The sequence below is a fragment of the Ditibartonella choladocola genome, assembly GCF_002007565.1.
Taxonomy (GTDB): Bacteria; Pseudomonadota; Alphaproteobacteria; order Rhizobiales; family Rhizobiaceae; genus Bartonella; species Bartonella choladocola.
The window spans coordinates 2,024,157-2,048,725 of record NZ_CP015625.1; the positions used below are offsets into that span (position 1 = coordinate 2,024,157).

The 24,569-nt window shown below is 46.1% G+C and carries 14 protein-coding genes, 1 tRNA gene, 2 pseudogenes and 2 CRISPR repeat arrays; of the genes and pseudogenes, 6 read left to right on the plus strand and 11 right to left on the minus strand.

Annotation, left to right across the window (positions count from 1 at the left end):
• Positions 1-14: 14 nt before the first annotated feature.
• The 3 genes and pseudogenes from BBC0122_RS08965 (at position 15) to BBC0122_RS08980 (ending at position 2,228) form a co-directional block, all read left to right on the plus strand.
• Positions 15-104: transfer RNA gene (locus BBC0122_RS08965), tRNA-Ser, on the plus strand.
• A gap of 290 nt (positions 105-394) precedes the next feature.
• Positions 395-1,114, plus strand: a pseudogene (locus BBC0122_RS13185) (protelomerase family protein).
• A gap of 889 nt (positions 1,115-2,003) precedes the next feature.
• Complete coding sequence (locus tag BBC0122_RS08980) at positions 2,004-2,228, plus strand: hypothetical protein (RefSeq protein ID WP_149866671.1); 225 nt, start codon at positions 2,004-2,006, stop codon at positions 2,226-2,228.
• Positions 2,229-2,374: 146 nt separating this feature from the next.
• Here BBC0122_RS08980 and BBC0122_RS13030 read toward each other — a convergent pair whose 3' ends face one another.
• The 4 genes and pseudogenes from BBC0122_RS13030 to cas9 all read right to left on the minus strand — a co-directional run bounded on the left by BBC0122_RS13030 (position 2,375) and on the right by cas9 (position 8,701).
• Positions 2,375-2,530, minus strand: coding sequence for a hypothetical protein (locus tag BBC0122_RS13030; protein ID WP_188318019.1), 156 nt, complete (start codon positions 2,528-2,530; stop codon positions 2,375-2,377).
• A gap of 70 nt (positions 2,531-2,600) precedes the next feature.
• Positions 2,601-3,033: direct repeats of the CRISPR family, unit length 36 nt; unit sequence GTTGCGGCTTGACCGCATTTTCTAATCTGTTACAAC.
• A 437-nt stretch (positions 3,034-3,470) separates the two neighbouring features.
• Positions 3,471-3,968: direct repeats of the CRISPR family, unit length 36 nt; unit sequence GTTGCGGCTTGACCGCATTTTCTAATCTGTTACAAC.
• 71 nt (positions 3,969-4,039) lie between these two features.
• Positions 4,040-4,321 (minus strand): annotated as a pseudogene (gene cas2 / locus BBC0122_RS08985) (CRISPR-associated endonuclease Cas2); the annotation flags it as partial.
• Between the two features lie 214 nt (positions 4,322-4,535).
• Positions 4,536-5,255, minus strand: a complete 720-nt coding sequence (gene cas1 / locus BBC0122_RS08990) for a type II CRISPR-associated endonuclease Cas1 (RefSeq protein ID WP_077993172.1) — start codon at positions 5,253-5,255, stop codon at positions 4,536-4,538.
• Positions 5,256-5,422: 167 nt separating this feature from the next.
• Entirely contained in the window at positions 5,423-8,701 is a 3,279-nt protein-coding gene (gene cas9 / locus BBC0122_RS08995) for a type II CRISPR RNA-guided endonuclease Cas9 (protein ID WP_077993175.1), read from the minus strand.
• 508 nt (positions 8,702-9,209) lie between these two features.
• Between cas9 and BBC0122_RS09000 the strand changes: the two genes are divergently transcribed.
• Both BBC0122_RS09000 and BBC0122_RS09005 read left to right on the plus strand, forming a co-directional pair.
• Positions 9,210-10,679 (plus strand): histidine-type phosphatase, encoded by a 1,470-nt coding sequence (locus BBC0122_RS09000; RefSeq protein ID WP_077993179.1) that lies wholly within the window; start codon positions 9,210-9,212, stop codon positions 10,677-10,679.
• Between the two features lie 231 nt (positions 10,680-10,910).
• The gene (locus tag BBC0122_RS09005; RefSeq protein WP_188318020.1) at positions 10,911-12,077 is read left to right on the plus strand and encodes an LLM class flavin-dependent oxidoreductase; all 1,167 of its coding nucleotides are present in this window, start codon (positions 10,911-10,913) and stop codon (positions 12,075-12,077) included.
• 37 nt (positions 12,078-12,114) lie between these two features.
• Here BBC0122_RS09005 and BBC0122_RS09010 read toward each other — a convergent pair whose 3' ends face one another.
• From BBC0122_RS09010 to BBC0122_RS09020, 3 genes are read right to left on the minus strand one after another with little or no spacing between them, the layout of a single operon-like run.
• Positions 12,115-12,891 (minus strand): ABC transporter ATP-binding protein, encoded by a 777-nt coding sequence (locus BBC0122_RS09010; protein ID WP_077993182.1) that lies wholly within the window; start codon positions 12,889-12,891, stop codon positions 12,115-12,117.
• The gene (locus BBC0122_RS09015) at positions 12,888-13,898 is read right to left on the minus strand and encodes a FecCD family ABC transporter permease (protein WP_210188141.1); all 1,011 of its coding nucleotides are present in this window, start codon (positions 13,896-13,898) and stop codon (positions 12,888-12,890) included. Before BBC0122_RS09015 ends, BBC0122_RS09010 begins: the two co-directional genes overlap by 4 nt.
• Entirely contained in the window at positions 13,895-14,983 is a 1,089-nt protein-coding gene (locus tag BBC0122_RS09020; RefSeq protein WP_077993184.1) for an ABC transporter substrate-binding protein, read from the minus strand. The genes BBC0122_RS09015 and BBC0122_RS09020 overlap by 4 nt, the downstream gene beginning before the upstream one ends.
• A gap of 200 nt (positions 14,984-15,183) precedes the next feature.
• Between BBC0122_RS09020 and BBC0122_RS09025 the strand changes: the two genes are divergently transcribed.
• Entirely contained in the window at positions 15,184-17,460 is a 2,277-nt protein-coding gene (locus BBC0122_RS09025) for a TonB-dependent receptor plug domain-containing protein (protein WP_077993185.1), read from the plus strand.
• Positions 17,461-17,724: 264 nt separating this feature from the next.
• Here BBC0122_RS09025 and BBC0122_RS09030 read toward each other — a convergent pair whose 3' ends face one another.
• The 4 genes from BBC0122_RS09030 to ptsP all read right to left on the minus strand — a co-directional run bounded on the left by BBC0122_RS09030 (position 17,725) and on the right by ptsP (position 24,491).
• Positions 17,725-18,678, minus strand: a complete 954-nt coding sequence (locus BBC0122_RS09030) for an HAD family hydrolase (RefSeq protein ID WP_077993186.1) — start codon at positions 18,676-18,678, stop codon at positions 17,725-17,727.
• Positions 18,679-19,272: 594 nt separating this feature from the next.
• Positions 19,273-21,033, minus strand: coding sequence for a PTS fructose transporter subunit IIC (locus BBC0122_RS13265; RefSeq protein ID WP_077993188.1), 1,761 nt, complete (start codon positions 21,031-21,033; stop codon positions 19,273-19,275).
• Between the two features lie 27 nt (positions 21,034-21,060).
• Positions 21,061-21,993 (minus strand): 1-phosphofructokinase, encoded by a 933-nt coding sequence (pfkB, locus tag BBC0122_RS09040; RefSeq protein ID WP_077993189.1) that lies wholly within the window; start codon positions 21,991-21,993, stop codon positions 21,061-21,063.
• A complete protein-coding gene (ptsP, locus tag BBC0122_RS09045; protein ID WP_077993192.1) occupies positions 21,990-24,491 on the minus strand; it encodes a phosphoenolpyruvate--protein phosphotransferase in 2,502 nt (833 codons plus the stop codon). The genes pfkB and ptsP overlap by 4 nt, the downstream gene beginning before the upstream one ends.
• Between the last annotated feature and the right edge of the window lie 78 nt (positions 24,492-24,569).

The window sequence follows — 24,569 nt, forward strand, 5'->3', positions numbered from 1 at the left end:
AAGTTCGCCTTTATGGAGAGGTGGCTGAGTGGTTGAAAGCACCGCACTCGAAATGCGGCATAGGGGCAACTCTATCGGGGGTTCAAATCCCTCCCTCTCCGCCATGATTTTCCTTTTCTTTGAAACGACTTCTTTAGTTATGCACCCGTTCGGAATGGCCGCGCTTGACCGCTTTTTCTAATCTGATAAACTGTAACGCGTAAACTAGTGATTGACACTTTGTTGCGGCTTGACCACATTTTCTAATCTGTCGTGTTCAGGCTGCAATATTGGCTTTATTGACCATGTTTGCAGCCTGATCGCGTTTTATAGGCTGATACATGCGGCCAAGTTCTGATCTCTGAAGTCGTTTGTTGCGGCTTGACCGCATTTTCTAATCTGTTACAACTCCGGTGTGTGGTCAACACTTCTCGATGAAGCAAAGGAAAAATCCAAACACTTATCACGTGAAGAAGCGGTAAAAATAGGCGTTCTACTAACACTTTTCACCGGTAGGCGTGTTGTCGAGATTTTTTGCCAAGGAGATTTTTCTCCAGCACAATTGATTGTCGATAAGAAACCTGTACAAAATGCATATGATTCTTGGCATGTAAATTTATACGGCCAAGCCAAGACGTGGGGTGCAGATGGGACGAATTTCGACAAAACTTATGTAATCCCGACACTGACGCAGTCGAAAAATGTCATTTACGCACACTGGCTTATGCGTAATAGTTCATTTGGCAAAGAATGGGCTGAAATGACACCGGACGAATTTAAAAACGATCTTTTGTGAACACCTTCTCCAAAGTGTATTGCTCCAATCATTAGAAACCAGCTTTTTAGTGAATCTTGGCCAGAAGGCCTAAAAATAAAATTTTCCGATATAAGGACAATCTATGTAGAAATTACAGATGCTTTCTTCCGTCCGAATAATCTGACAAAAGCTGGATTTATTACTAAAATATTCGGACATTTGACCGAAGATCTACAGATGGCAAATAACTATATGAAATTTTATCTGCCAGACGTGATAAAGGCCGGTGTTGCTCAAGGCATAAAAACACGTTTTTTACATCGGTTGAAAAATTACTACAGCGAGATGAAAGAAAAATATCCAAATTCGTACGCTTGAGTATTAAGGTTCTGGATAGAAAACCAAACAAACAAAAGCCCCTATCAAAAGGGGCTTTAATTTTTTGCTGAATTTAAAAAATATTAGCAATCAGGAAGATGGGTGGCTATCAGGTCATTATACCGATCGTTATCACCAGAATTAATAGCTTGATTAAGGCAATATCTGTACCTTTCTTCCTTCCACTCTTCCAACTCTGCCCACTTTTCAAGCCGCTCTTCAAATGTCCTTTTTACTGCCAGTGCAATCATTGAAGTAAGTTTCAATATGGTGCCTCTTGTAACTCTTGCCAAAATTCTCTCTTAAGAAGAAGATATGAAACATTTTTATTATTGTAAATTATTTTTATTATAACTTTAATATTTTTTATTGTTAATGAATAATTTTCTCAACTGTAACGCCGTTTTACGCTTTGCGTCTACAATGGCCGCAGCAAATTTTCTTGCTTGTTTTCTATTTTCTGTTTTTTGTGCAAGCCATGAATTTATCAAATCGCGTGTGCATTCAAGATGATATTCTTTCATCCAATCTGATGAGTACGCATTAGAAATACCGTTTGATACCAATTTGATAATATCGCGTTTGATGTCTTCATCTTCCGCACATTGCCACGTGATGCGGGACATGCTTTGAACGAAAAGGGCAAACAATCCACGGCACAACACTGATGAAACCAAAACATATTCTACAGCCGCTTGACCGCATTTTCTAATTTGTTACAACAGTTTGGTAATGGGACAAGGTCTTAGACTAGTTGCGGCTTGACCGCATTTTCTAATCTGTTACAAAAAACTCGTGTCATTCATCTTCTCCTGTAGTGTTGCGGCTTAACCGCATTTTCTAATCTGTTACAACAAGACATTGGAGCTACAAAATGCTCGTTAAGAGAATGATTGCTTTTATATCGTTTGTTTTGCTGTTAGCTCAAACGGGGCAGGCAGGGAAGATAAAGCTGCCTGTCGTTTCCGGTTATTATGTAGAGCAAACGTCGCCGGAAGTTTGCAAATTACCGGACCAAGAATTTTCATTCAACAATCATGTGCTCATGTTTGATGCCGATGATGGCACAATGGGAGAATTAGAGAGCATTTGCAAAGCCAAAAAATATTTTTGACGCCCGATAAGAAATATCACATAACATGGCAATGTGATGATGTTGGGGAAAGATACAACCAATCAATGGAGCTAAAAATCCTGCCACATACGGTTCTAATAGATGGTATTGAATATATGCGTTGTGAAAGAAATCAAGACGGAACGTTATGAGCTAACAAGAGCTTTTTTCAGCTTTTTTGCCTGCTTGTTCTTTTCTTGCATGATCCTTGCATCAATAGCGTCACGGATGAATTTTGCACGACCATGATTGCCGACTAAAGCTTTAATACCATCCAAGTGTTTTTGAGTTAAATATGCCATCACCGGTATTGTCGGCTGTTTATTTTTGGGAGGATTAAGTTTTGCTTCAACCGCATCACGGATGAATTCTGTTGCGGCTTGACCGCATTTTCTAATCTGTTACAACCTTACGTGTCATTGACTTCGAACTGGCAAGGTTGCGGCTTGACCGCATTTTCTAATCTGTTACAACGATAGCTTCGTTAAGAAGTGACAGCAAATAGTTGCGGCTTGACCGCATTTTCTAATCTGTTACAACCCTTATGGCGGTAGCTGTCGGCTCTATTTTGTTGCGGCTTGACCGCATTTTCTAATCTGTTACAACCCTCGGCGATGTGCCGGCGGTTGAAGATGTGTTGCGGCTTGACCGCATTTTCTAATCTGTTACAACAAACCACGCTCCGTATTGTTATCGCCCGTAGTTGCGGCTTGACCGCATTTTCTAATCTGTTACAACAGCCTTTAAAATGATTGAACCAACATTCTAGTTGCGGCTTGACCGCATTTTCTAATCTGTTACAACCGATGTCCACTTAACCCTTTGTTTTATAAGGTTTAAGTGGATATTTTTTTTAAAAAAAATGCTGTTTTTCATTAAAATAACACCGGTAAATTTCGATTTTTTTGGCGTATCTTCCACGTTTTCTCTAAAGATCTAACAATATTTTCACATAAGCGCACGATCAATTTGCTTGACCCACCCTTGAAAAAATATCTTACTTTCATCGTTCGATATAACGACTTTACAGCAAATTTACATCAAACGTTGCTGGAAAATTTGAGAAAGCAAAAAAGGAAAAATTTGACGACACCGTTGGGTCGGAAACCCCCAACACCAAAAAGGTGGCGCTCCGGATGGCTCGGTGTCCAAGAAAAATATAATATAATTGAAATATAAAATCAACAAACAGTTTCATGAATGAAGTAAAGATTGACTATAGAGACGTTTTACCAGCGTTCTGTTTCGGCTTGACCGCATTTTCTAATCTGTTACAACAAACCAAAGAAGTCATGGCAAAACTAGGGCGTTGCGGCTTGACCGCATTTTCTAATCTGTTACAACTGACTGCGACACGATTAACGCCATCAATGCGTTGCGGCTTGACCGCATTTTCTAATCTGTTACAACTAAGAATTGAATTGATAAGACGTCTGTTCTGTTGCGGCTTGACCGCATTTTCTAATCTGTTACAACATGGTCGTACCGGCCTGTTAAAAGAGTGCCGTTGCGGCTTGACCGCATTTTCTAATCTGTTACAACATTACACTTGGTGAACCGATGAATTTCTCTGTTGCGGCTTGACCGCATTTTCTAATATGTTACAACATTTGGAGAAAACTCTTGGCATTTGCCTACGTTGCGGCTTGACCGCATTTTCTAATCTGTTACAACTTTTGCGGAAAACCTTTGCCGAATGTCGATGTTGCGGCTTGACCGCATTTTCTAATCTGTTACAACCGATGTCCACTTAACTCCTTGTTTTATAAGGTTTAAGTGGACATTTTTTTTAAAAAAAATGCTGTTTTTCGTTAAAATAACACCAGTTGAGCGGGATTTTTTTGACGTTTCCTACGTGCTTGATCGGAAAATCTTACGATATTTTCATATTGCTTGTCGGTAAATTGGAAAATATAGACGTTTCCTCGTTCAGGCAAGGAGCATTCGATCTTCCTGACATAAGATTCAAATTGTTCTTTTCCGTTACAGAAACGCAGATAGTTCGAGAACTCGCTCATCTCGAAGCCAATATCCAACAAAAATTGTCTGAATTTCGTTGCGTCGTGGCGCTGTTTTCTTGTGTCTACCGGTAAGCCGAAAGTAACTCATATCCACATTAATCGATACCCGCTTAAATGTTTAGGACCCGATGTTGCACGCTCAAGATAGGCTGTCATAATTGTCATCTTCTCCCCACGCCTCATCAATTTGAACCGAATTGTTTTCCAAAGAAAAAATTGAACGCTCATCAGGTAAAGCCAACTTGACCTTTCCCGTTTCAAAACTTTCCGCAACCGAATGTACAAACTATTGAACTTGCTGGCTGACAGGCGACGTTCCAACATGACTTTTCAAATCAAGTGTTGAAAGTGAAGCAAGATAAGCTTTTACCCCGGCATCAACTTTTGTTTTTCCTTGAGTAAGCAGGTGGAAGACCATGCGATCAACAAAAGGACGATAAGGTTCCATCAAATCATCAGCAAGCGCGAAGGCATTGGCACGATGTGAATGAAAAACGCCCAATGTTGGATGGACAGCACAAATGGCGCGTGAAACAAGTGCACGCAGAACAATGTAACCATAATTTAAAAGGCTGTTGATGCCTTCATGTGCTATGTCACGCTTGAACGCGGTTCCGAATAATGATTTCCAATATTTGCGGGCGGCCTGTGCTTCCTTATTTTCCGGGTCACCGCTACGCACCTGACGGGCAATGGAGACAAAAGCCGCCCCCTCTTTGCCACAAGCTTTGAGCACTGCGCCTTGTAGCCTGATTTTACAACGAACGATTTCTGCCCAAATCTGTTTTTGTATCGGCTTTGGTGCCGATGCCTGCGCTTTCATCCGCACAGCTTGAACAGAATGGCCTTCTACCGGCCAAACGATAGCAACCGGACGGTGATTATTTCCACATAAAACGATTGGAATAGAGCGTTCGGACAACTCGATAAAGACGTGATTTGTCCAACTCAAACCATAAGAATGAGTAATTAAGGCTCCAACATCATCAAGCGCAACCCGCCCCACTTCCGCTTCTCTCGATTGGAAACGGTTAAAAAACCTCTTTTTATGGCAAGGTGCTTTTTATGGCAAGGTGTAAGCCATCAGCAGGTATGTCAACTATTCTATCCATGAAAAGAGCATGCCGCAAAACGGCATGTTCTCAACAGTTTTTTATAAACAGGGTTCATTTCCTATGACCTTGCCTGTTTTGACTCTCTGTCCTGCGCACCGGGGTCGAAAACGCGCCCCATTTCATCCACACGAATTTGCCGGAATTGCATTTTTTTCAACCCCGTTGCTGTTTTAACAGTCAATTTAAAGGGGTCGTTTTTATTCGAATCCCTCGCCGATACATCCGCTTCATTATGGGGAGCGAAAAATATCTGGCCGTTTTGACCGAATTTGACAATGCGGGCAATCACATGCCCCTTTTCCGGATCATTATAAGCGACCATATCATTTTGTTGCAGGCTCAACACTTTGCGCGCTGTCGGGTTATTTTTATGAAATTGAGATTCCCATTTTGGTTGGTGCGCATCAAACATTGAAACGACTTCGCTATTCCATTTGCCGTCCAAAGTTTCCCAAACATCATAGCGATAGTTTGAATTTCCCATATAGCCTTTATAGGGTTCACCATTTTTGTCTTTTATTTCAATGACATTACGAGGCAGGAGCACCCTGACATGGCGGATCCCCTTATAAAGCTTATGGTCACGTGCAAAACGGAGCAAAGCTTCCTGATATTCTTTTTTGTCTAAACCTTGCGTTGCACTATAAAGTTCAGCTTGTAAATTCGGGTCACGAATTGTTGGAATATCTTTACTTTCGAGCGACAAGAAATTCTCTCTCGTGACAACAACTTTATTGCCCTTTTCATCCGTTTCACCGGTTAGGCCGTAGGCTGTTTCATTGTGCAACTGTCCGGCGGTTTTGCCCTTGCCTTGAGCGTAACCGGCACGGCTTATTGTGCCATGATCCTGCTTATGGCTGATGATGATTTTATCGACAACGTCTTTCGCGTCGTTCCTGAAATTCTCCCACGGCAAAATTTCGGAAACTGCCTTTTTGACAAAATTCTCGAAATCTTCGCCCTCGAACCTTCCGGCAGCCGTTGCAATACGCTTTAAAAGGGAGCGCGTTGTGACGCCGATCACCATAGCATCAATGGCATGATGGCGGTGATCCTTACGGTTTTTAGGATGATTTGCGCTTTCATCACCTTCAGCCGCGAGCAGAGAATTTAACCCCCAATTGCGGCGAAGAAGTTCTGTTAATTTGCCAGGAATTGCCCACACATGTTGAACTTTTTTGAAGTCACCTTCCGAGTTCAATTCTTCCCCCGGATAAAGGCTATCAAAATATTCGCGGGCAAGCTTTGCCAGATATTGTGTATCTGTCAATTGACGGGCAAGAAAGTCCCGATTTTCTTCAGCTTTTTTCATTGCACCGCGTGTAAAACGCCATTGCTTGTTTTTTGGCAATTTTTTTGCCCGCTCGATAAGTTCATCATAACGGCCTTGCCATTCTGACACTTCATCCGGTGCGCGATTGCGTTTCACTCTGTTTTCTTCGCGCAAACAAAGAATTTTATTGGCGTTACTGTCATCAAGCGTGCGTGAAAAAGGCAAGATATGATCGATTTCCACTTCGCCGGAAAACAGCATCGGCTCGGTTATCCGTGTTCCTGAATAGATGGACTTTCTATCGTTCGGGTCATCCCCCAGCTCTTCCCAAAGTTTCAGCAATTGACGGTTATAACCATTGTCTCTTTTGCCGATTTCCCCAAGCTTTTCGGAACGTCTTTTGGCCGCATCAGTGTTATCTTTATTGGTTTTATTATATTCGCGTTTTTGCTCTTGCGACAAGGGTAGATCGCGGGCAAGTTCAACCACAATTTGCTGCGGCTTGCCATAAGCCTTGAGGAGCCTGTTGGTGAGACGACGAACCTGATTGAGCCCGATATGAACGGTCGGATTGGTGAGCCTACCCTTATAAATGTCATAAATATCATTCTTGTCGCCGGTTCCCGGAACGATATGGCGTTCCAGAACCTCCTGATAGCGTGGCAATTCGTCCAATCCCTTCCAATTGCGATTTGCCAATGAATGATCGAAACCGCAACGATGGGCCGCTTCGGCTTCGCTAATCACATCCTTCTTCAATTGTTCCAGAATTTTGGATGTTGCTGTAATTCCGAGACGCCCATAACCGTCGGGCAGATTGGCATTGATGATTTCAGCCCGCTGTTCATCCGACAATTTCGGGAATTTGCCCTTCAACCATTCTTCGAGTTTATCGGGATTTTCTTCATTCTCCAGTTGGTCGACAATTTCGCGCTGTTGCTCTGTTGAAAATTTGGCCCAATCTCCCCCGAAAAGTTCCGGCTTTGAAAAGACCGAATAGACTTCGTCGCCCGTTACCTGTTTGCGATTTTCGGTTTCTTTATTGAAGCGCCCGCCGGCCGGAATTTTCAACGCTTTGCGAAGTGCCGCAAATGTTTTTGTTTTTGCCGGGCGCATCAATGTGATGAGCGTATCGCGCTCTTCCATGGTCAATTTGCGTTGTGACAAATCGGGAAGGATAATCGCCAATTCATTGATTTCTTTATAAAGGCGGAATTGCTGAAAAAGCGGGTCGGATTTGGGAAGCCTTGTTTCGCCTTCAACCAAGGTACACAAGCCCACCTTTTGTTCTTTAAGCGGGCGCTGGAAGAACATGACATGGAACAGTTCTTCTTCCCGCTCTTTTGTTAAAACATCGGGATAATATTCTGCCTGCGCTTGCCAGATTTTGTGAAACTCGTCTTCAAGCATGGCGCGTTCGGGATAAAAGGCGTAAGCCTTATCTGTCAAGGCTTCGGAATTGGCGCGAAGGCGCACGACATGCCCCTCTTCCCGCCGTTTGGCAAGATAAGCGCCCAGAGTCGGCGCGTGGCTTTGGTGCATCAAGCCTGACAATTCTTCAATACCAACAGCGATTTTGCCTTTTTCATTGCTTTTACGATCGGCTTTACGGTTGGATTTGAAGCCGCGCCTTTGCCCGATATGGAAAAGTGCGCGCGCCACATAGGCCAAGGGCAATTTTTCTTCAAGTGCCCGTGCTCTTAACGAATAGGGATCGGTCTTTTTGTCAGTCGAACCGGATGGTTTGTCATTCGTTTCAAGAAGTATTTTATCACGCTCGGTTTTATCTTCAGGCAAAAGGCCATAGCCTATCAATTTATCCAATGTTCTTTTTCTGCGACGGAGATAGCGGTCGCGCATACGGGAAGCCGAACGTGCTTGACGCCGCCTTACCGCCAACGGGTCACCACTTTGCGGATCCCGACCATCGCTGAAAATACGTGCACCGGCATTCAGAATGCTTGTCGCTTCCTGCTTGTCATTTAATTGAAAAACCGCCCAGCCGATGGAATTGGTGCCAATATCGAAAGAAAAACGTACATTGGAATAGTTTTCAGCAGTCATAACCGCTCCCCTCACGTAAAATTCTTGAAAAATTTAAACAAGAGGAAAAAATAAGCAAGAATAAAAAACTATTGACAACTGGTTATTTTCATATAATTTAATGTTCACAGATTAGAAAATGCGGTCTGGCTGTTAACAAGCTAGATATGCACCAAATAAGACAGCTCCTCAGGGGGCTGTTTTTTATTGTACTGATGTTATTATATTCTTGAGTTTATTTGTGGGCGGGCTTCGTGCTTATTGACGTATTATTTATTTAGCTGAATTGTCATCATTCCGGTCATTTTGTGCTTGGTGGCAGCGAAATTTGTGCTTGATAGAAAAGAAAACAGAACGCGATCTTTTAAATGCGCAATACATTTTTCCTCAAATAACGGCGGGAAATATCGGGCTTTTTTTTGCATTCTTTCCTGTCAAAAAAACGCGTAATGACTATTTGTGAAATTGACGACATTCTTTTGAATAAATCGACAATTTTTTAAAGCCGGAGCTGGCAGGCGATCACCACATGAAAAAATCAACCGACATGTCTATGACAACAATCCGTTTTTTGTGGGCTAAACTATATTGTTTGATGGCGGTTTTCATTGTCGTTCTGTTGTTGAGTTTGTCTTTATCAAAACCGGAGGCGATAGCCGGTGAGGATTTTTCCGATTACACATTGGACAAGGTGGTGGTTTTGATGCGCCATGGCGTGCGCCCGCAAAACGACACTGCAAAACTCGATCAAGCAACCGGCAAGAAATGGCCGCAATGGTTAGTTCCCGACGGAAATTTGAGCGGTCATGGCTATGCCGGTATTGTCGACCAATCCCGCTATATGTTTGAAAACTGGAAAAGCGAAGGCCTTGCGCTCTCCGCCCCTTGTCCGACGACAAGAGAAGTCTTTATCCGGGCAAGCCCGATCGAGCGGACTGTTGCAACAGCGCAAGCTTTAACCGACGGTATGTTTTCCGGATGCGGTATAACGCCAAGCCATTTGCCGCTTCAAAAAAAAGACCCGCTTTTTCAGGCTGTGGAAATGGGGTTAGCACAACCCGACCCGAAAAAGGTTGAAGATGAAGTGATGGAAGCTATGGGCGGCTCGCCCGAAAAAGCGGCACGAAAATATGCCGATGATGTGGAGTGGTTGCGCCGAATCGTGTGTGGCACAGGCGTGACAGACTGCCAATTTCTTGATGAAAAATGGGGTCTCAAAAAGACAAAATCCGGAAAATACAAATTGACCGGCCCGGTCTCGGCTGCCAGTGCAATTTCGGAAACAATCCGCTTGCAATATAGTGAAGGATTGCCCCTTCAAGAGGTGGCATTCGGGCACGTAAAAAATGCGGGCGATGTGTTGAAACTCATGAGCCTCCATGCGGCAAAATATGATCTTCTCGACAATACAATGGAAATTGCAAGAACCGGCGGCAATATTTTAATGCATAAAATAACCGATAGCCTTACTGCCGGTAGCGTGGCGGAAAACAAAGAGAGCTTTCCGGAACTGAGTGCACCCCTTGTTATATTTGTCGGCCACGACACCAATATTTCACAAATCAAAACCATATTGGATTTTCATTGGAAACTTGCTTCCTATCCGGCAGACGATATTCCCCCCGGTGGCATGTTGATATTCAAGCGTTATAAAAATAACAAAACCGGCCGCTTAGCCGTGCAATTGTCATTTACTGCCCGAACACTTGACGAATGGCGGTTTCTAACGCCGCTTTCCGAGAAAAACCCGATTGCCCGCGAAATTTATACCAATCCGGAATGCCGTTTATCCGGAAAAGATGAAAAAGACAGTATGGAAGAGAGGCAAGAAAAAGCCAAAACACCCGAAAAACAGGATAACGCTAATCCAGCGGGAAAAAAGGAAAGCGCGAAAAGTGGTGCTTCCGATCTTGGAAGTCTTTGTGACCTTGAAACTTTTGTAAGTCTCTATCGTGATAAACTCGATGATATTCCCGATGACCTTCCGCTATTCAAATGAGGTTTTATTTCATTGAAGATAATGTTGCGATCTGATGAAGAGAATTTCAACTTCCCGATTGCTTGAAAATTGTAGCGATAGAGCGATTATTTTCACCGGATAATTCGAAACAATGGGAATTTGGAAACTCGTTTGCGGAGCCGGAAACGGGAAACAGGAGTGGCTTTGACGATGCTCTTGAAGTGTTATATAGCTCGACTATATAACGAATTAAAAATCACGGTGTCTATCTTGAAAAATATCGGTTTTATCTCTTTCGGCCGTTGGAACGAGCAGGATCAATCTTCGACCAGATCTCAACGCGATGCATTTCTTCAAACGATAGAAATGGCTGTTGCTGCCGAGGAAATTGGCGTTGACAGTGCATTTTTCCGGATTCACCATTTCTCCAACTCTTTTTCTTCCCCCTTCCCGCTTTTGGCGGCGATCGGTACCAGAACAACCAGAATTGAAATTGGCACGGCTGTTGTTGATCTTCGCTATGAAAATCCCTTTTATATGGCAGAAACTGCCGGTGCTACCGACCTTATTTGCGGGGAGCGTTTACAGCTCGGACTTGGGAGAGGCGCGCCCTGGTCAGCGATAGAAGGGTGGAGCCATTTCGGCTATCAACCGGAAGCTGGCCAGAATGAAACCGACATGGCTATCAAACGTGCCGAAATTTTTCTTGATCTGTTGAATGGCGAAAAGAATATCAAATTGGAAAACCCTTTTCCTGATGATCCAAGCGATTACAGAATGGCACGTGTCGAACCTTTTTCGCCAAGCTTGAAGCAACGTATCTGGTGGGCTTCCGGTTCTCTTAGTAGTGCCGAATGGGCGGCCAAACACGGTTTGAATTTGCAAAGTGCCGGAAATAGCGGGCCGAAAACCGACAAAGCCATGACTGAGAAAAACGCCATGACGGAAAAGAAGGCAATTCCAGAAAAGAAGGCTGGCACTTCTGCTAAAACCGGTGAAACACAAAATGGAAGTGCTACCTCGTCGTCAACAGCAGGCCAGACCGGAAAAATGGTCAAATTTGCCAATCAGCCGGATCATATCAAACATTATCTGCAAGCCTGGAAGGAAGCCGGACACAAACGGAAACCGCGCGTGGCCATTATTCGAGAATTGGTGCCGCTTGATAATGAAGCAGAGAAAAAACAATTCCACGATGTGAGTGCAAAGCTTGCCGATTTATGGCCGAACCACAGAAAAGCCCGCACGGTTTTTGAAGGTGGCTATTGTGGAAGTTCAGAAGAAATTGTCGAGCTTATGAAAAAGGATGAAGCCGTCAGGCTTGCTGACACAATCATGATACCGGTTGCCAATGAAATCGGCCTTGATTTCAATTTGCGGCTCTTGGAAAAAATTGTCAAAAATATCAAGCCTTATCTCGAAGATGACCGGCAATAGCCGGACGGTGATTGGCTTAATCGCCAAAACCTGTTTTTTAATCGCGGATATAGGTGATTTTTTTGCCCCTGATATCGGCAATGGCTATATCCGCATTATAAAGGCGTGAAAGATTGGTTTCATCGACGACCCGTCCGGTATCACCATAATCCATAACATGGCCATGTTTTATCAAAAGCGAGCGATCGGAAAAATAGAAGGCCTGATCGGGATGATGGGTTGTGAAGATAATGCTTTGGCCGGCCTTTTTCAGATTTGCGAGCAGGCGCATCAATTTGTCCTGATTTGAAAAGTCGAGACTGGCTGTCGGTTCGTCGAGAATGATGAGGCCTGCATTTTGTACCAATGCACGCGCGATAAGAACCATCTGGCGTTGGCCGCCGCTGATAAGCGGATAATATTTATGAGCAAGATCACCGATTTCGAGTTTTTCCAGAATGGCTAAGGCGGATTCCCGCATGGCTTTTGTCGGTTTTGAAAACAACGATATTTGCGACGCTTTTCCCATCAACACCATTTCAAGCACAGTGAAGGTAAAATTGCCCGCGCTATTTTGTGGCACGTAGCTTACGCATTTTGCCCTTTCGGCAATTGTGAGGGTGGATATGTCCTTATTGCCATAGCAAATTCTTCCCGCTTTTTTAGGCAGAATTCCGAGAATTGTTTTGAGCAAAGTGGTTTTACCTTCGCCATTTGCTCCCAGAATGCAGATGGCTTCACCACCGGCAAGATCAAAGCTCACATCATTGGTGATAATTTTGTTATGATAGGCGGTCGTGAGGTTTTGAACCAATAGAAGCTTATCTTCTGTCATGTGCGCCCTTTCACCAGAAGGAAGATGAATATCGGCGCGCCAATAAGGGCTGTCAGAATGCCGAGCGGAATTTCAACCAGCGTCAATGTGCGGGCAATCGTATCGACAAACAGAAGAAACAGCCCGCCAACGCAGGATGACATAAGCCCCAGGCGGGCAAAAGAAGGACCGACCATCATGCGCGTCATATGCGGGACAACGAGACCGACCCAGCCGATAATTCCGCTTATCGACACGGCTGCCGAGGTGAGAAGCGTTGCCGAAGCAATAACGAGCAAGCGGGTGCGGACGACATTCAAACCGAGAGTTTCCGCCTCTTCTTCGCCGACAGTCATGACATCAATCCGGAAATGCATGGCGATGATAAGACCCATTGCGATGATAAAAACCGGAACCAGAGGAAATATTTCATAATTCTGGATGCGCGAAAGGCTGCCGAGTAACCAGAATGTCAATAATGGGAGTTGCTCATAAGGGTCGGCCAGAATTTTTACCAGTGAAACGCCCGCGCCCAACAGGGAGCTGACAACAATACCGGCAAGGACGAGAGACAGGATTCTATCGCGATGACGGGCAAGCGAGGCAATGGCAATAACAACACAAACAGCCGCCACGCCCCCCAGAAATGCACCAAATTGCAAAAAGACGAAATTCAGTGAAAACAGAATGGAGAGAGATGCTCCAAGTGCTGCCCCCGAAGAGACTGCAAGTAAATCGGGGGAGACGAGCGGATTGCGAAACAGGCTTTGATAAGCCGCACCTGCACAGGAAAGCCCGGCACCGATAACCAGAGCGGCAATAATACGTGGAGCGCGAATATTTTCGATAATGACTCTTACATTTTCATCAACCGTTAAAGCAGCGCCGGAACGCCATAAAAGCCAGTCATATAAGTCATGGAAAGAAACCGGATAGGCTCCCACGCACAAATTGAGCACAATCATCGCCATGATGGCCATGATTGCAAGCCCCCAATAGATTGCGCCTCGTCTTATTGAATGTTTCATTGTTCGGCCTTTGCAAGGCCGAGAACTGCATCAATTTTACTGTCATCAAGATCAACATGATAAAAAAGCGCGTAAAACTCTTTCAAATCGGCCTTGAAATCTCCCTCATAGCGATCGGGATAGAGTTGATGGGCAAGCCACATCACACCGATCACACGATTGACGGAAGGTGGAAGATCGATAAAACTGAAAGGTAAAGAAGGCGCTGTAAGCACATGTCCGGTTTTGACTGCCCTTAAATTTTTCCAAACCGGATCATTTTTGGCCATATCGGCAAAACGGCTATCCGAAGCGACAATAATATCCGGATCAAGTGCCAAGATCCGGTCGCCTGAAACTTGCAATATGCCGGTATTGCCGCCAACTTCGCCGATTATATTACGCCCGCCGCCTAGCTCGATTGTTTCCGCGTGGATGGATTTTGTGCCACCGCTTTCAAGCCCGTTCATGCCGCGCGCATAATATATTCCGGGACGTTCACTATAAGGAATGGTTGCGATGATCCTGTCGATTTTTGCCAAGTGATTTTCTATAAAGGCAGCGCGTTTTTCCCCTTCATCCTTCCGGCCGATGAGCTCGCCGACTTCACGATAGGCATGGGGCAGTTGATCTATACTGCCATCATAAAGAACAAACGGTATGTTTGTGCGGTTCCTTACTCTTTCGGCAATAGACAGATTGGTCTTACCGTGATTGCCAAGATCAATAATGATGTCGGGTTTACTGGCAATAAGATATTCAAGATTGCTTTCAGCGCCGCTTTTGCCCCCGATCGAACCGATGATTTTCATGGTTGTGGCAGGTTCGCCCAGAAACTCTATCGAGCGGGGATTCCACCGGTTGGGCCAGCCAAGCATCAAATCGGGAGCGAGCGAATAAAGAAAAATCGACGCGGGAGGACCGGCGGCGGCAATCCGTTCGATCTTGTCGGGAACCGTTATTGTGACGCCGCTGACATCACGAAGCTCGCGCGCCAATGAATGATTTGGAAAAAAAGCGATTAGAAAAATGACAAAAACTATAAAGACTGCTTGCCAATATCTCGTCGCCGTAAAACGCGAAAAAACGGGATAAGTTTCTGCCATGATCGTGAGCACCTTTACATCTATGGTTGAGGGCTTTATGAATGGGATTCGTTATATATCTTAACTATATAACGTTATACGCTATATTGTTTACCTATATAACGACACAACAGAAATGAGAACAGAATTTTTCGCCCCGTTTGTTTAATCGCTAAAGATGAGCAATCGCTTCTTTAGTGCAATTTCCGGAAACCACGCTCATGACTCTCCATTGTCGAAAAAAGCTTTTTCTTGCCACTTTTTCCTCTTTTGTGCTGCTTCATCCGGCAATTGCACAAAACGCCTCCCCCACAACGACAGAAGAAAATTCTTCAAACCCGATAAACAATAAAACCTCCAACACACAGCAAAACACCAATTCGGACAACCAGAAAAACACGAAAACGCCTGATACGACCAAGAGCGCCAAAGCCGCTTCTGATAATGGAAGCGGTGCAGCTAGCGGAGCTTATGAACTAGGCAAGGTTGTTGTTTTTGCCAATAACCGTGAATGGGGGCAGACCGCCGGTGAAACGATTTCACAAAGCACTGTTTCTTCCGAAGACATACGCGTTTACAACCGTAATTCGCTCGACGATGCCTTGAAAATTGTACCGGGTGTGACCATCCAGAACACCGGTGCGATGCGCAATGAACAAAAATATTATATTCGCGGTTTCGACATGGATCAGGCGCCATTGTTGATTGATGGCATACAGGTTTATCTCCCTTATGATAACGGGCTTGATACCGGTCGTTTTCTGACACCCGATCTGGCCGAAATACAGGTGCAGAAGGGTTATGTTTCTGTTCTTAACGGCCCCGGAGGGATGGGCGGTGAAGTCAATCTGGTAACGCGCAAACCGACAAAAGCACTTGAAGGCGAGTTAAGGCCGACAATCGACATTGGTAATACCGGTTCGAGAAGCGCCTATCTGACATCCGGCTATGTCGGAACCAAACAAGACGGCTATTATTTGATGGCAAGCGGTGCTTATCGCGATAGCGACGGCTTTTTCATGTCGCGCCATTATAACCCGCTCGAAGTGGCGGGAGCCGTGATCGAAGATGGCGGGCGACGTGACAATTCCGGTGTTCGCGATTGGCGCGGCAATTTCAAAGTGGGCTTTACGCCCAATGAAACCGATGAATACACAATCAATTATACCAAACAGGAAGGCCGCAAGGATTTGATTTATGCCGTTGACAAGCCGGTAGACGGCCTTTCGACAGGGGGCAAACCTTCCGACAACCAGCGCAACTGGAAATGGCCTGATTGGAATGTCGAAACCGTTTCTGGCGCCACACATACAGAAATCGGTTCTCAATCCTATGTCAATACGCGCCTTTATTATGCGGCTTTTGACAATACAATCGACAGCTATGACGATTACCATTTCGACACGCAAATGAAGCCGAAATCCTTCACCTCGACCTATCATGACAAGGGATGGGGCGGTTCGATAGAAGGGGGAACGGAACTTATCCCCATGAACACCTTGAAGGCTGCGCTGCATTATCGCCGTGACGAGCATCAGGAATATAATTTCAAAAGACCCGACCTCAAAAATGCAATTGCCGACCCCATTACCGAAGACCATGAAGATATTATGTCGGCCGCTTTGGAAAATACTTTTCATGCCACGGACACACTCGATCTTGTCGGCGGGGTGAGTTACGACTATCGCGATTTGAAACGCGCCGATTATGTTGTTTCCGGAACACGCAATATCGACCAATATAAACTCACAAATGATGATGCTGTGAACTGGCAATTTGCTGCCATTAACCACATTACGCCAACAGGTGAAATCCACGCCAGTGTTTCAAGCCGCACACGTTTTCCAACTTTGAAAGACAGGTTTTCAGCGCGTTTCGGTTCGGCTGTTCCCAATCCGAACCTGAAAGCCGAACGCGCCACCAATTATGAAATCGGCTGGTCCGACCTTGTCACCGCCGATCTGAAATTGGGAGCTGCGCTCTTTTATAACGATATTGATGACATGATTGATGGTGTCTATCTCGGCATCTATAATGATGACGGCAAAGAAATGGCGCAAAATCGCAATGTTGGTAGCGCAAATTACAAGGGCGTGGAGCTCAATTTTGAATGGCAGGCCACAGAAAGCGCTGCAATCGGCGGCAATTACACCTTTATGCACGGCCATATCGACTCCCCCTCTGGCGATGACATCAAAGTCACCAATAAACCGGAAAATAAAGCTTTCATTTATGGAAAAATGCGGGTGATCGAAAAACTCAACATCATTCCGAGCCTTGAATATAATTCCTCGCGCTATAATCAGGGCGCGTTCCAGAAAGAATATCGGAAAACCGACGCTTTTGTTCTTGGCAATATTTCTGTCGAATATGAAATCAACAAAAATTCCAGCATTACCGGCGGTGTGCGCAATATCAGCGACGAAAATTATCAGGTTCAAGCGGGTTTTCCGGAAGCCGGACGAACCTATTTCATTAGCGGGCGTGTAACATTCTGAAATCGCAATATGGCAAACAGGCGTTCCGCCGAACGCCTGTTTTGCCGCTCGAATGACCGGTTATTTCAAGTTTGAATTATTGCTTGAATTGCCGGTCGAATTGCCCGTACTCGTCCCATTGAATTGATGTTTTACTCGCTTGAATAAACGGTCGCCTTGTTGCGCAAACTCCATATCCTGTTTTGAGCGGGATTGGGCGTGATGCACCATTAAAAGCCGGATTAATAAACAAAAAGAAAGCCGCTCGCCCGCGCATGAGAGAGCTTATTCAGCCGTTTTCGGGAGCGTCGTTTTTGTTTTTTCAAGCTCTTGTTTTAACCGCTCTATTTCATTTAGCGCTTTTTCAAGCTTTTCATTGACCGTTTCCATGCCCTTATTGGTTTTTTCAAGCCGGTTTTTAAGGGCAGAGCGTGCAGCAACAACGTCAATATTTGCCTTGATGACCTCTTCAAGCTTGCTGCCTTCCGAATAATTTGCCGGTAAGACACATTGGACACGGCCATCCGCTATATATTTCGACGCCGTTTCGTGTGCGCCATTTTTATTGGCTTTATAAACCGCAATAGAAAGCCCGCCCTGATCTTTGACCAGGCGAAAACAGGGAACATCTGTTGTTCCGTCGCCAATATAGACCATATTTTCAAAGGGAACGGGACGGTCTGCCTTGTTCACATATTGATTGACCTTGACATCGTCGCTCAGATCGAACGCGCCTTTGTTGATGCGGAAGAGATATTGTGTTTTGGTTGTGTAATTGACGGCCAAGGCCGGTGAAAAAGCAACGCCATTTGCGTCGAACAAGAATTTGGATGCGTAAATTTCAGTAAACTCTTTTGCGATCGCCGTTCCGGCAATAATTTCATAATTCCCTGAAGAAAGCAGGTAATGTTTGACCTCCACACCTTTTGATTTTCCGTAAACATTGATGCGTTGAAACCAGCTTTCGACACCTTTGAACAATTTGACTGTTTCGCCAAGTTTCTTGAAATCTTCAAGCCGAACCGGAACTTCGGCGGCCTCGGCTTTGCGGAGCATCCGGCTCATATAGATGAGCACATTATCGCCCTGATTTTCCTTTGCCAATTGATTGACCTCTTCCCAGAAGTCTTTCGGCTTCATACCGATATTGGGCAAAAACTGCGCTTCTTGCATGTTACCGTCGGCCAATGTGCCATCAAAGTCATAGGCAATTGCCATTTCCGGTTTGTTATTTGTCATCAATTTTGCCTTTCAGATTGCCTTTATGGCTAGCGTTTTCAAAGCTTATTCAAAAGCCCGCCACGGTGCGCACCGTTTAATAAAATCTCTCACCGGAAAAAAAGCAAGTAAAGGCAATGTATTTATTACTTGTCTTTATTGAGCAGCGTTTCCACAACTCGAAATTATAGAATTGCGCTTCTATAGCTCAGGATAAAGACCGGATATTTTTTAATGCAGTCCATAAACTCTCGCTTCCCAATTTTAAAAAACAAAATGAATTGGGTGGAACGAATTTTTTGGCCTACCAAATGAAGGGATTGAAACTTTTTTCAGATAAGCTGTTCTAAATGACTATCGCCGAAATGCCGGATTTACTTGTGCCGATTGAAAGCAGGTCTGACCGGCGAAGAACTCTGAGCGTCTCACCGGCAAGGCGCTTTTTTCAACAAAAAAAGCGGTTCCGGTTTTGTGACCTCGCGCCCGAAGCAAAATTTTGAAAAGCTCGTTTTAGTCAATCACTTTCCGCATGAAACCACTTTCCGCATGAAACCGCTTTCCGCATGAAACCGCTTTCCGCCATAAAACCATATGGCGGAAAGGAAGGTGTGTCGTTCAGGCCTTTTTTTCTGCCGCAACAAGCGGTTGCTTCAAAATGCCAAGAACAATAGTGGTAACAATTGTACCAATAATCAGAGCTGCAAAATAGCCGATATAATTAATAACGACACCCGGAATAAAAGCAAGGAATATGCCGCCATGGGGTGCGCGGAGGCCCGTGCCAAGCCCCAAAGCGACAGCACCGGCAACAGCCGAGCCTACAACAAGCGCGGGAATGACACGGAACGGATCGCGTGCGGCGAAAGGAATGGATCCTTCGCTGATAAAAGCAAGCCCCAGAATGAAGGTTGATACTTTCGAGGAGCGTTCGTCGGTTGTAAAGCGGTTGGGGAAAATCCATGCGGCAAGTGCCAAAGCCATAGGCGGAGTCATACCGGCAATCATGGTTGCGGCAATCGGCCCGTAAACGCCAGATGAAATGAGTGCAACCGAAGTTGCATAGGCTGCCTTGTTGACCGGCCCGCCCATATCAACTGCCATCATGCCGCCGATAATGGCGCCGAGGAGATAGGCATTGGTGCCTTGCAGGCCTTTGAGCCATTCGGTCAAGAAATTAAGAAGCGCTGCGACCGGCGTTCCGATAGCAAACATCATCAACAGGCCGGTTATCAATGTGGCAATGAGTGGCAAGACCAGAACCGGCATCAAGCCTTGCAAGCTTTTCGGCAATTTTATCCATTTGATTGCAAGGCGAACCGAATAACCGGCAATGAAACCGGCAAAAATGCCGCCAATGAAACCGGCGCCGATATTTTGCGACAGTAACCCGCCGATCATTCCCGGTGCAATGCCCGGCCGGTCGGCAATCGAATAGGCGATAAAGCCGGCAAGTGCGGGCACCATCAAGGCAAAACCGCCCTTGGAGCCGATGACAAAAAGTGCATTGGCAAATGTGCCTTCCTGACTGGTGACACCAACGCCGCCAATGGCAAAGGACAATGCAATCAACAGGCCACCGGCAACAACGAACGGAAGCATGTAGGAGACACCGGTCATCAAATGCTTGTAGACACCACCGGCCGTTTCACTGCTTTCAGCGCTTTCCCCTTCCTGAACCGCTTTCTGCTTTTGCACTTCGGCGCTTTCAATGGCTTTTTTTATTAAAGCTTGACCATTATTGATAGCCGGTTTTGTCGGGCAGGAATAAACGCGTTTTCCCGCAAAACGCGTGCGGTCAACCTCGCGGTCGGCGGCAATAATAACAAGATCGGCTGCGGCTATTTCGGCTGCTGTCAAAGGTGTACCGGCACCAACCGACCCTTGCGTTTCAACCCTGATTTCATGGCCCAAAGCTTTGGCCGCTTCTGTCAGCCCCTCGGCTGCCATGAATGTGTGGGCAATGCCTGTCGGGCAGGATGTCACAGCAACGATTTTAAGACTGCGATTGGCGCCATTCAAATCCTGACGAAGATCATCGGAACCGGCTGTTTTTTCTGTTCCGTTTTTTGCCCGACCATTTTCACTTGCCCCCCCGAAAATAATGGCAGAAGGGTTTTTGAAGAGTTCTTCAAATGTGACCCTTTGCAATTGCCCTTTGAAGCTTTTGATATGATCGCTTTGCCAATCATGATTGTTGCTGACAAGCAGCAATGTATCGGAACCGGCATCTTTGGGAATGCGCGGCAAAGTTCCCGTCTCGACGATTTCAAGGCTTAAAACTGCGCCCCTTTCGCTTGCGGCTTTTTGAAGAACTTCGCGAGCAAGCAAACTATGCACACCACCGCCCGCACCATCTATCAAGGCTATCAAAGTCATGTTCTTCTCCTCGTTCAAATGCGGCGATCAACCGACCCGCCGACATTCTACCTTTTGAGCCAAATTTTCGATTATCGTCTTTTCCGGCAAAGCCGGTCCGAATTTTTGAAGTTTGCCAACCGCAAAGGCTGTGCCAAGGCGTGCAATATCTTCAAGTTTTGCATTGTCGGAAATGCTTTTTGCAATGCCTGCAACCATGGCATCGCCCGCCCCGACTGTGCTTTTGACGCCCGAAAGCAAATATTGCGCGTGGATTGCCCCTTCACGGGAAACAAAAAGCCCGCCTTTTTCGCCCATAGAGACAGCAACAAGCTTCATTCCACGGTCAATCAACGAGCGGGCAATGTTTAAAACCTCGCCTTCATTTTCAAGCTTTTGACCGCAAAAGGCCGAAAGCTCGTCAATATTGGGTTTGATAGCAAGGGGAAGTTTTTCCGCTTTCAACAATTCCTGAAGCGCTTTTCCGCTGCAATCGACAATGATTTTTGCGCCACTTTCCGCCCTTTCAACCTCGTTTCTATAAAAACGCGGATCCATTTTCGGGGGAAGGCTGCCACTCATGACAATAAGTGCACCTTCGGCAATAAAATCATCGACAATATTTTGCAATTTTGCGATTTCTTCCACCGTCGGGCTTACGCCTTGTAAATTGATGTCGGTGGTTTCGCCCTCGTCAACGATTTTGATATTGGTGCGCGTTTCCCCCTCATAGCGGATAAAGCGGTCTTCGATATGATGGCTTTGAAAGAGCTCTTCAAAAAGCCGGCTATTGGCGCTTCCAAGAAAACCGGTGACCGCCGTTTTAACAGAAAAATCGGCAAGGCAGGCTGCCACATTGATACCCTTGCCGCCCGCATTGAAACGTGCTTCTTCGGCACGGTGGACATGCCCGCGTTCAAGCTTTTTCAAATGGATTGTTTCATCAATTGCCGGATTGACGGTGAGTGTTGCAATTTTCATGACTTGGCCTCGTCAAGGGCGCGAACCTCTTCGGCGGTTTCACATTGCAAAGCCTTGTTGGCAAGCTTGCGCATATCGGCAAGGCTTTTTGCCCTGAGCCTTGCCTTGACCGTTGCAATATCACGCGGGGTCATCGACAATTCATTGACACCAAGGCCGGAAAGCAACATCGCCCCGAACGGGTCACCGGCAATGCCGCCGCAAACGCCTACCCATTTGCCTGCTTTTTCTGCCCCTGAAACCGTTCTTTCCACCATGCGCAAAACCGCAGGGTCAAGGCTGTCAGCTTCGGCCGCAAGATCGGGATTTTGCCGGTCAACCGCCATGGTATATTGGGTGAGATCATTGGTGCCGATCGAAAAGAAATCGACATGGGGAGCAAAAATATCGGCCATAATGGCAGCCGCCGGTACTTCGATCATAATGCCGATTTTCAACACCGGTGCGGCAAGATCTTTGCGAATTTCTTCGGCAAGCGTTTTCAACTCTTTAATTTCGTTCACCGACATAATCATCGGAAACATAATCCACGGATCGCCACCTTCTTTGGCGGCGCGATAAATTGCGCGCAATTGCGGCACCAGCAGGTCTTTTCTGCGTAATAAAAGCCGCGCGCCCCTCACTCCCAAAAACGGATTATCTTCTTTCGGTAAATCAAGATGGGCAACCTGTTTATCGCCACCAATGTCGAGCGCCCTGATAATAAGCGATTTACCGCCCAATGCCGAAAGCATATCGCGATAAACCTTATATTGCGTCTCCTCGTCGGGCGTTTCGGTGCTTTCCAGAAACAAAAATTCTGTGCGCATCAGCCCCACACCTTCAGCCCCCTCATCCAACGCAAAGGCGACCTGATCGGGACGGTTGATATTGGCGGCAATGTCGATTATATGGCCGTCGGTGGTTTTGGCGGGCTTGGCGCGTTCGGCAACTTCTTTTTCACGCTCTTCTGCCAATTTGACGATTTGCTTTTGTGCAGCCTCGACATCTTCCTTCGTGGGCGAAAGATATAAAATGCCGTTATAGCCGTCGACAATCGCGCTTTCGCCATTCTTTGCTTCAAAAACCTTGTTTCCCGCCGCAACCAGCGCAGGGATTCCCAAAGTGCGCGCAAGAATGGCGGTGTGCGAGGTTGGCCCGCCCGATGCCGTGATGAGACCGTGGACTTTTTCAGGATTGAGATTGGCCGTGTCGGAGGGTGTTAAATCTTCCGCAACAATAATTGCCCCTTCACCGATATTCTCGAACGAGCCTTTGGCATAAAGCGGGTCGATCTCGGCAAGGACACGCCCGCCGACATCGCGCAAATCCACCGCGCGGGCGGCAAGCAAAGGATTATCCATATGTTGAAGGGCATTGGCCGCCTCTTCGACCGCCTTGTTCCAGCTCCATGCCACGCCATGGCCTTCCGCCATCAAATGGCAGGCAGAAGAGATAAGATTATCATCATCAAGAAGGGTGGCCTGTGCCTTGAAAATGGCAGCATCCGACGCGCCGATACGACGGGTCACATCATCGACAATCGCTTTCATCTTGTCTTTGGTGCGCCCCAAAGCGTTTTCAAGCCGTGCGGCATCTTCAGAAAGTTTGCCGGGCTTATCTTCGACTTCACCTGCCCCGTTTTCCAGAATGAAAATTGTGCCGACAGAAAGGCCGGGGCTTGCCGAAAGGCCGTCAATGCCCGTTTTTCCTGAAGGTGGCCTGAAGCCATAAATTTTCTTCGGTTTCACTTCCGCTTTTTCGGCCGCCTCCTTTTCGCTCAGGGTGATTTTTCTTGCCATTAAAACCGCTTCCCCCAGAAGCTCTTCACCATTTTCCGCGTCGGTTGAAAAAACAAGCGTGTCACCATTTTTCCCGCCCAGTTGCAAAAGACCGGCAAGGCTTGTCATATCGGCCTGACTATTGCCATTGCGGACGAGAATTTTTTGCCCGCTTTTTTTGGCAAATTCCACCCAGATTGACGCCGGACGCGCATGAAGACCCGACGGATAATCAAGAACCCATTCCTTGGTTACTTGAAGGTCGGCGGCCTCACTTTCCGGTGCATCGTCATTTTCGACAAGGGCTGCCATAATGGCCGATTTGTCGCCCGTCGTTTCAAGTTTTTGCAGCGCGTCGGGATGGCTAAGAAGGCGGGTGAGCCGCTTTAAAATTTCGATATGGCCATCGGAATTGGCGGCGATGGCAAAAATCAGTTTGGCCTTTTCGCCATTTTGCCAGTCCACCCCGTTTGGAACCTGAATAACCGAAATCGCATCACGGTTGACAAGGTTGCGGTCTTCCACCATGCCATGGGGAATGACAACGCCAGAACCAAGCCACGTATTGGCTACCTTTTCACGCGCCAACATGCTTTTTCCATAAGCCGGTTCAATCGCGCCTTCATCAACAAGAAGTTGAGCTGCGGCAAGAATGGCCGACTCCTTGTCGGAAAAATCCGCATTCAACAAAATTGCATTTTCGGAAAGAATTGCTGTCTTTTCAGATGCTGCTGCCACGGGTTTCCTCCCTTGGGCTTTTCAAAATGAATTGAAAACGTTTTCTTGAAAAATATCAAGCAACTGTTTAATTCTGTC

Coding starts and splice junctions, on each gene's coding strand:
- BBC0122_RS08980 (WP_149866671.1), top strand. CDS start 2,004: ATGATTGCTTTTATATCGTTTGTTTTGCTGTTAGCTCAAACGGGGCAG.
- BBC0122_RS13030 (WP_188318019.1), bottom strand. CDS start 2,530: ATGGCATATTTAACTCAAAAACACTTGGATGGTATTAAAGCTTTAGTC.
- cas9 (WP_077993175.1), bottom strand. CDS start 8,701: ATGACTGCTGAAAACTATTCCAATGTACGTTTTTCTTTCGATATTGGC.
- BBC0122_RS09000 (WP_077993179.1), top strand. CDS start 9,210: ATGAAAAAATCAACCGACATGTCTATGACAACAATCCGTTTTTTGTGG.
- BBC0122_RS09010 (WP_077993182.1), bottom strand. CDS start 12,891: ATGACAGAAGATAAGCTTCTATTGGTTCAAAACCTCACGACCGCCTAT.
- BBC0122_RS09015 (WP_210188141.1), bottom strand. CDS start 13,898: ATGAAACATTCAATAAGACGAGGCGCAATCTATTGGGGGCTTGCAATC.
- BBC0122_RS09020 (WP_077993184.1), bottom strand. CDS start 14,983: ATGGCAGAAACTTATCCCGTTTTTTCGCGTTTTACGGCGACGAGATAT.
- BBC0122_RS09025 (WP_077993185.1), top strand. CDS start 15,184: ATGACTCTCCATTGTCGAAAAAAGCTTTTTCTTGCCACTTTTTCCTCT.
- BBC0122_RS09030 (WP_077993186.1), bottom strand. CDS start 18,678: ATGACAAATAACAAACCGGAAATGGCAATTGCCTATGACTTTGATGGC.
- BBC0122_RS13265 (WP_077993188.1), bottom strand. CDS start 21,033: ATGACTTTGATAGCCTTGATAGATGGTGCGGGCGGTGGTGTGCATAGT.
- pfkB (WP_077993189.1), bottom strand. CDS start 21,993: ATGAAAATTGCAACACTCACCGTCAATCCGGCAATTGATGAAACAATC.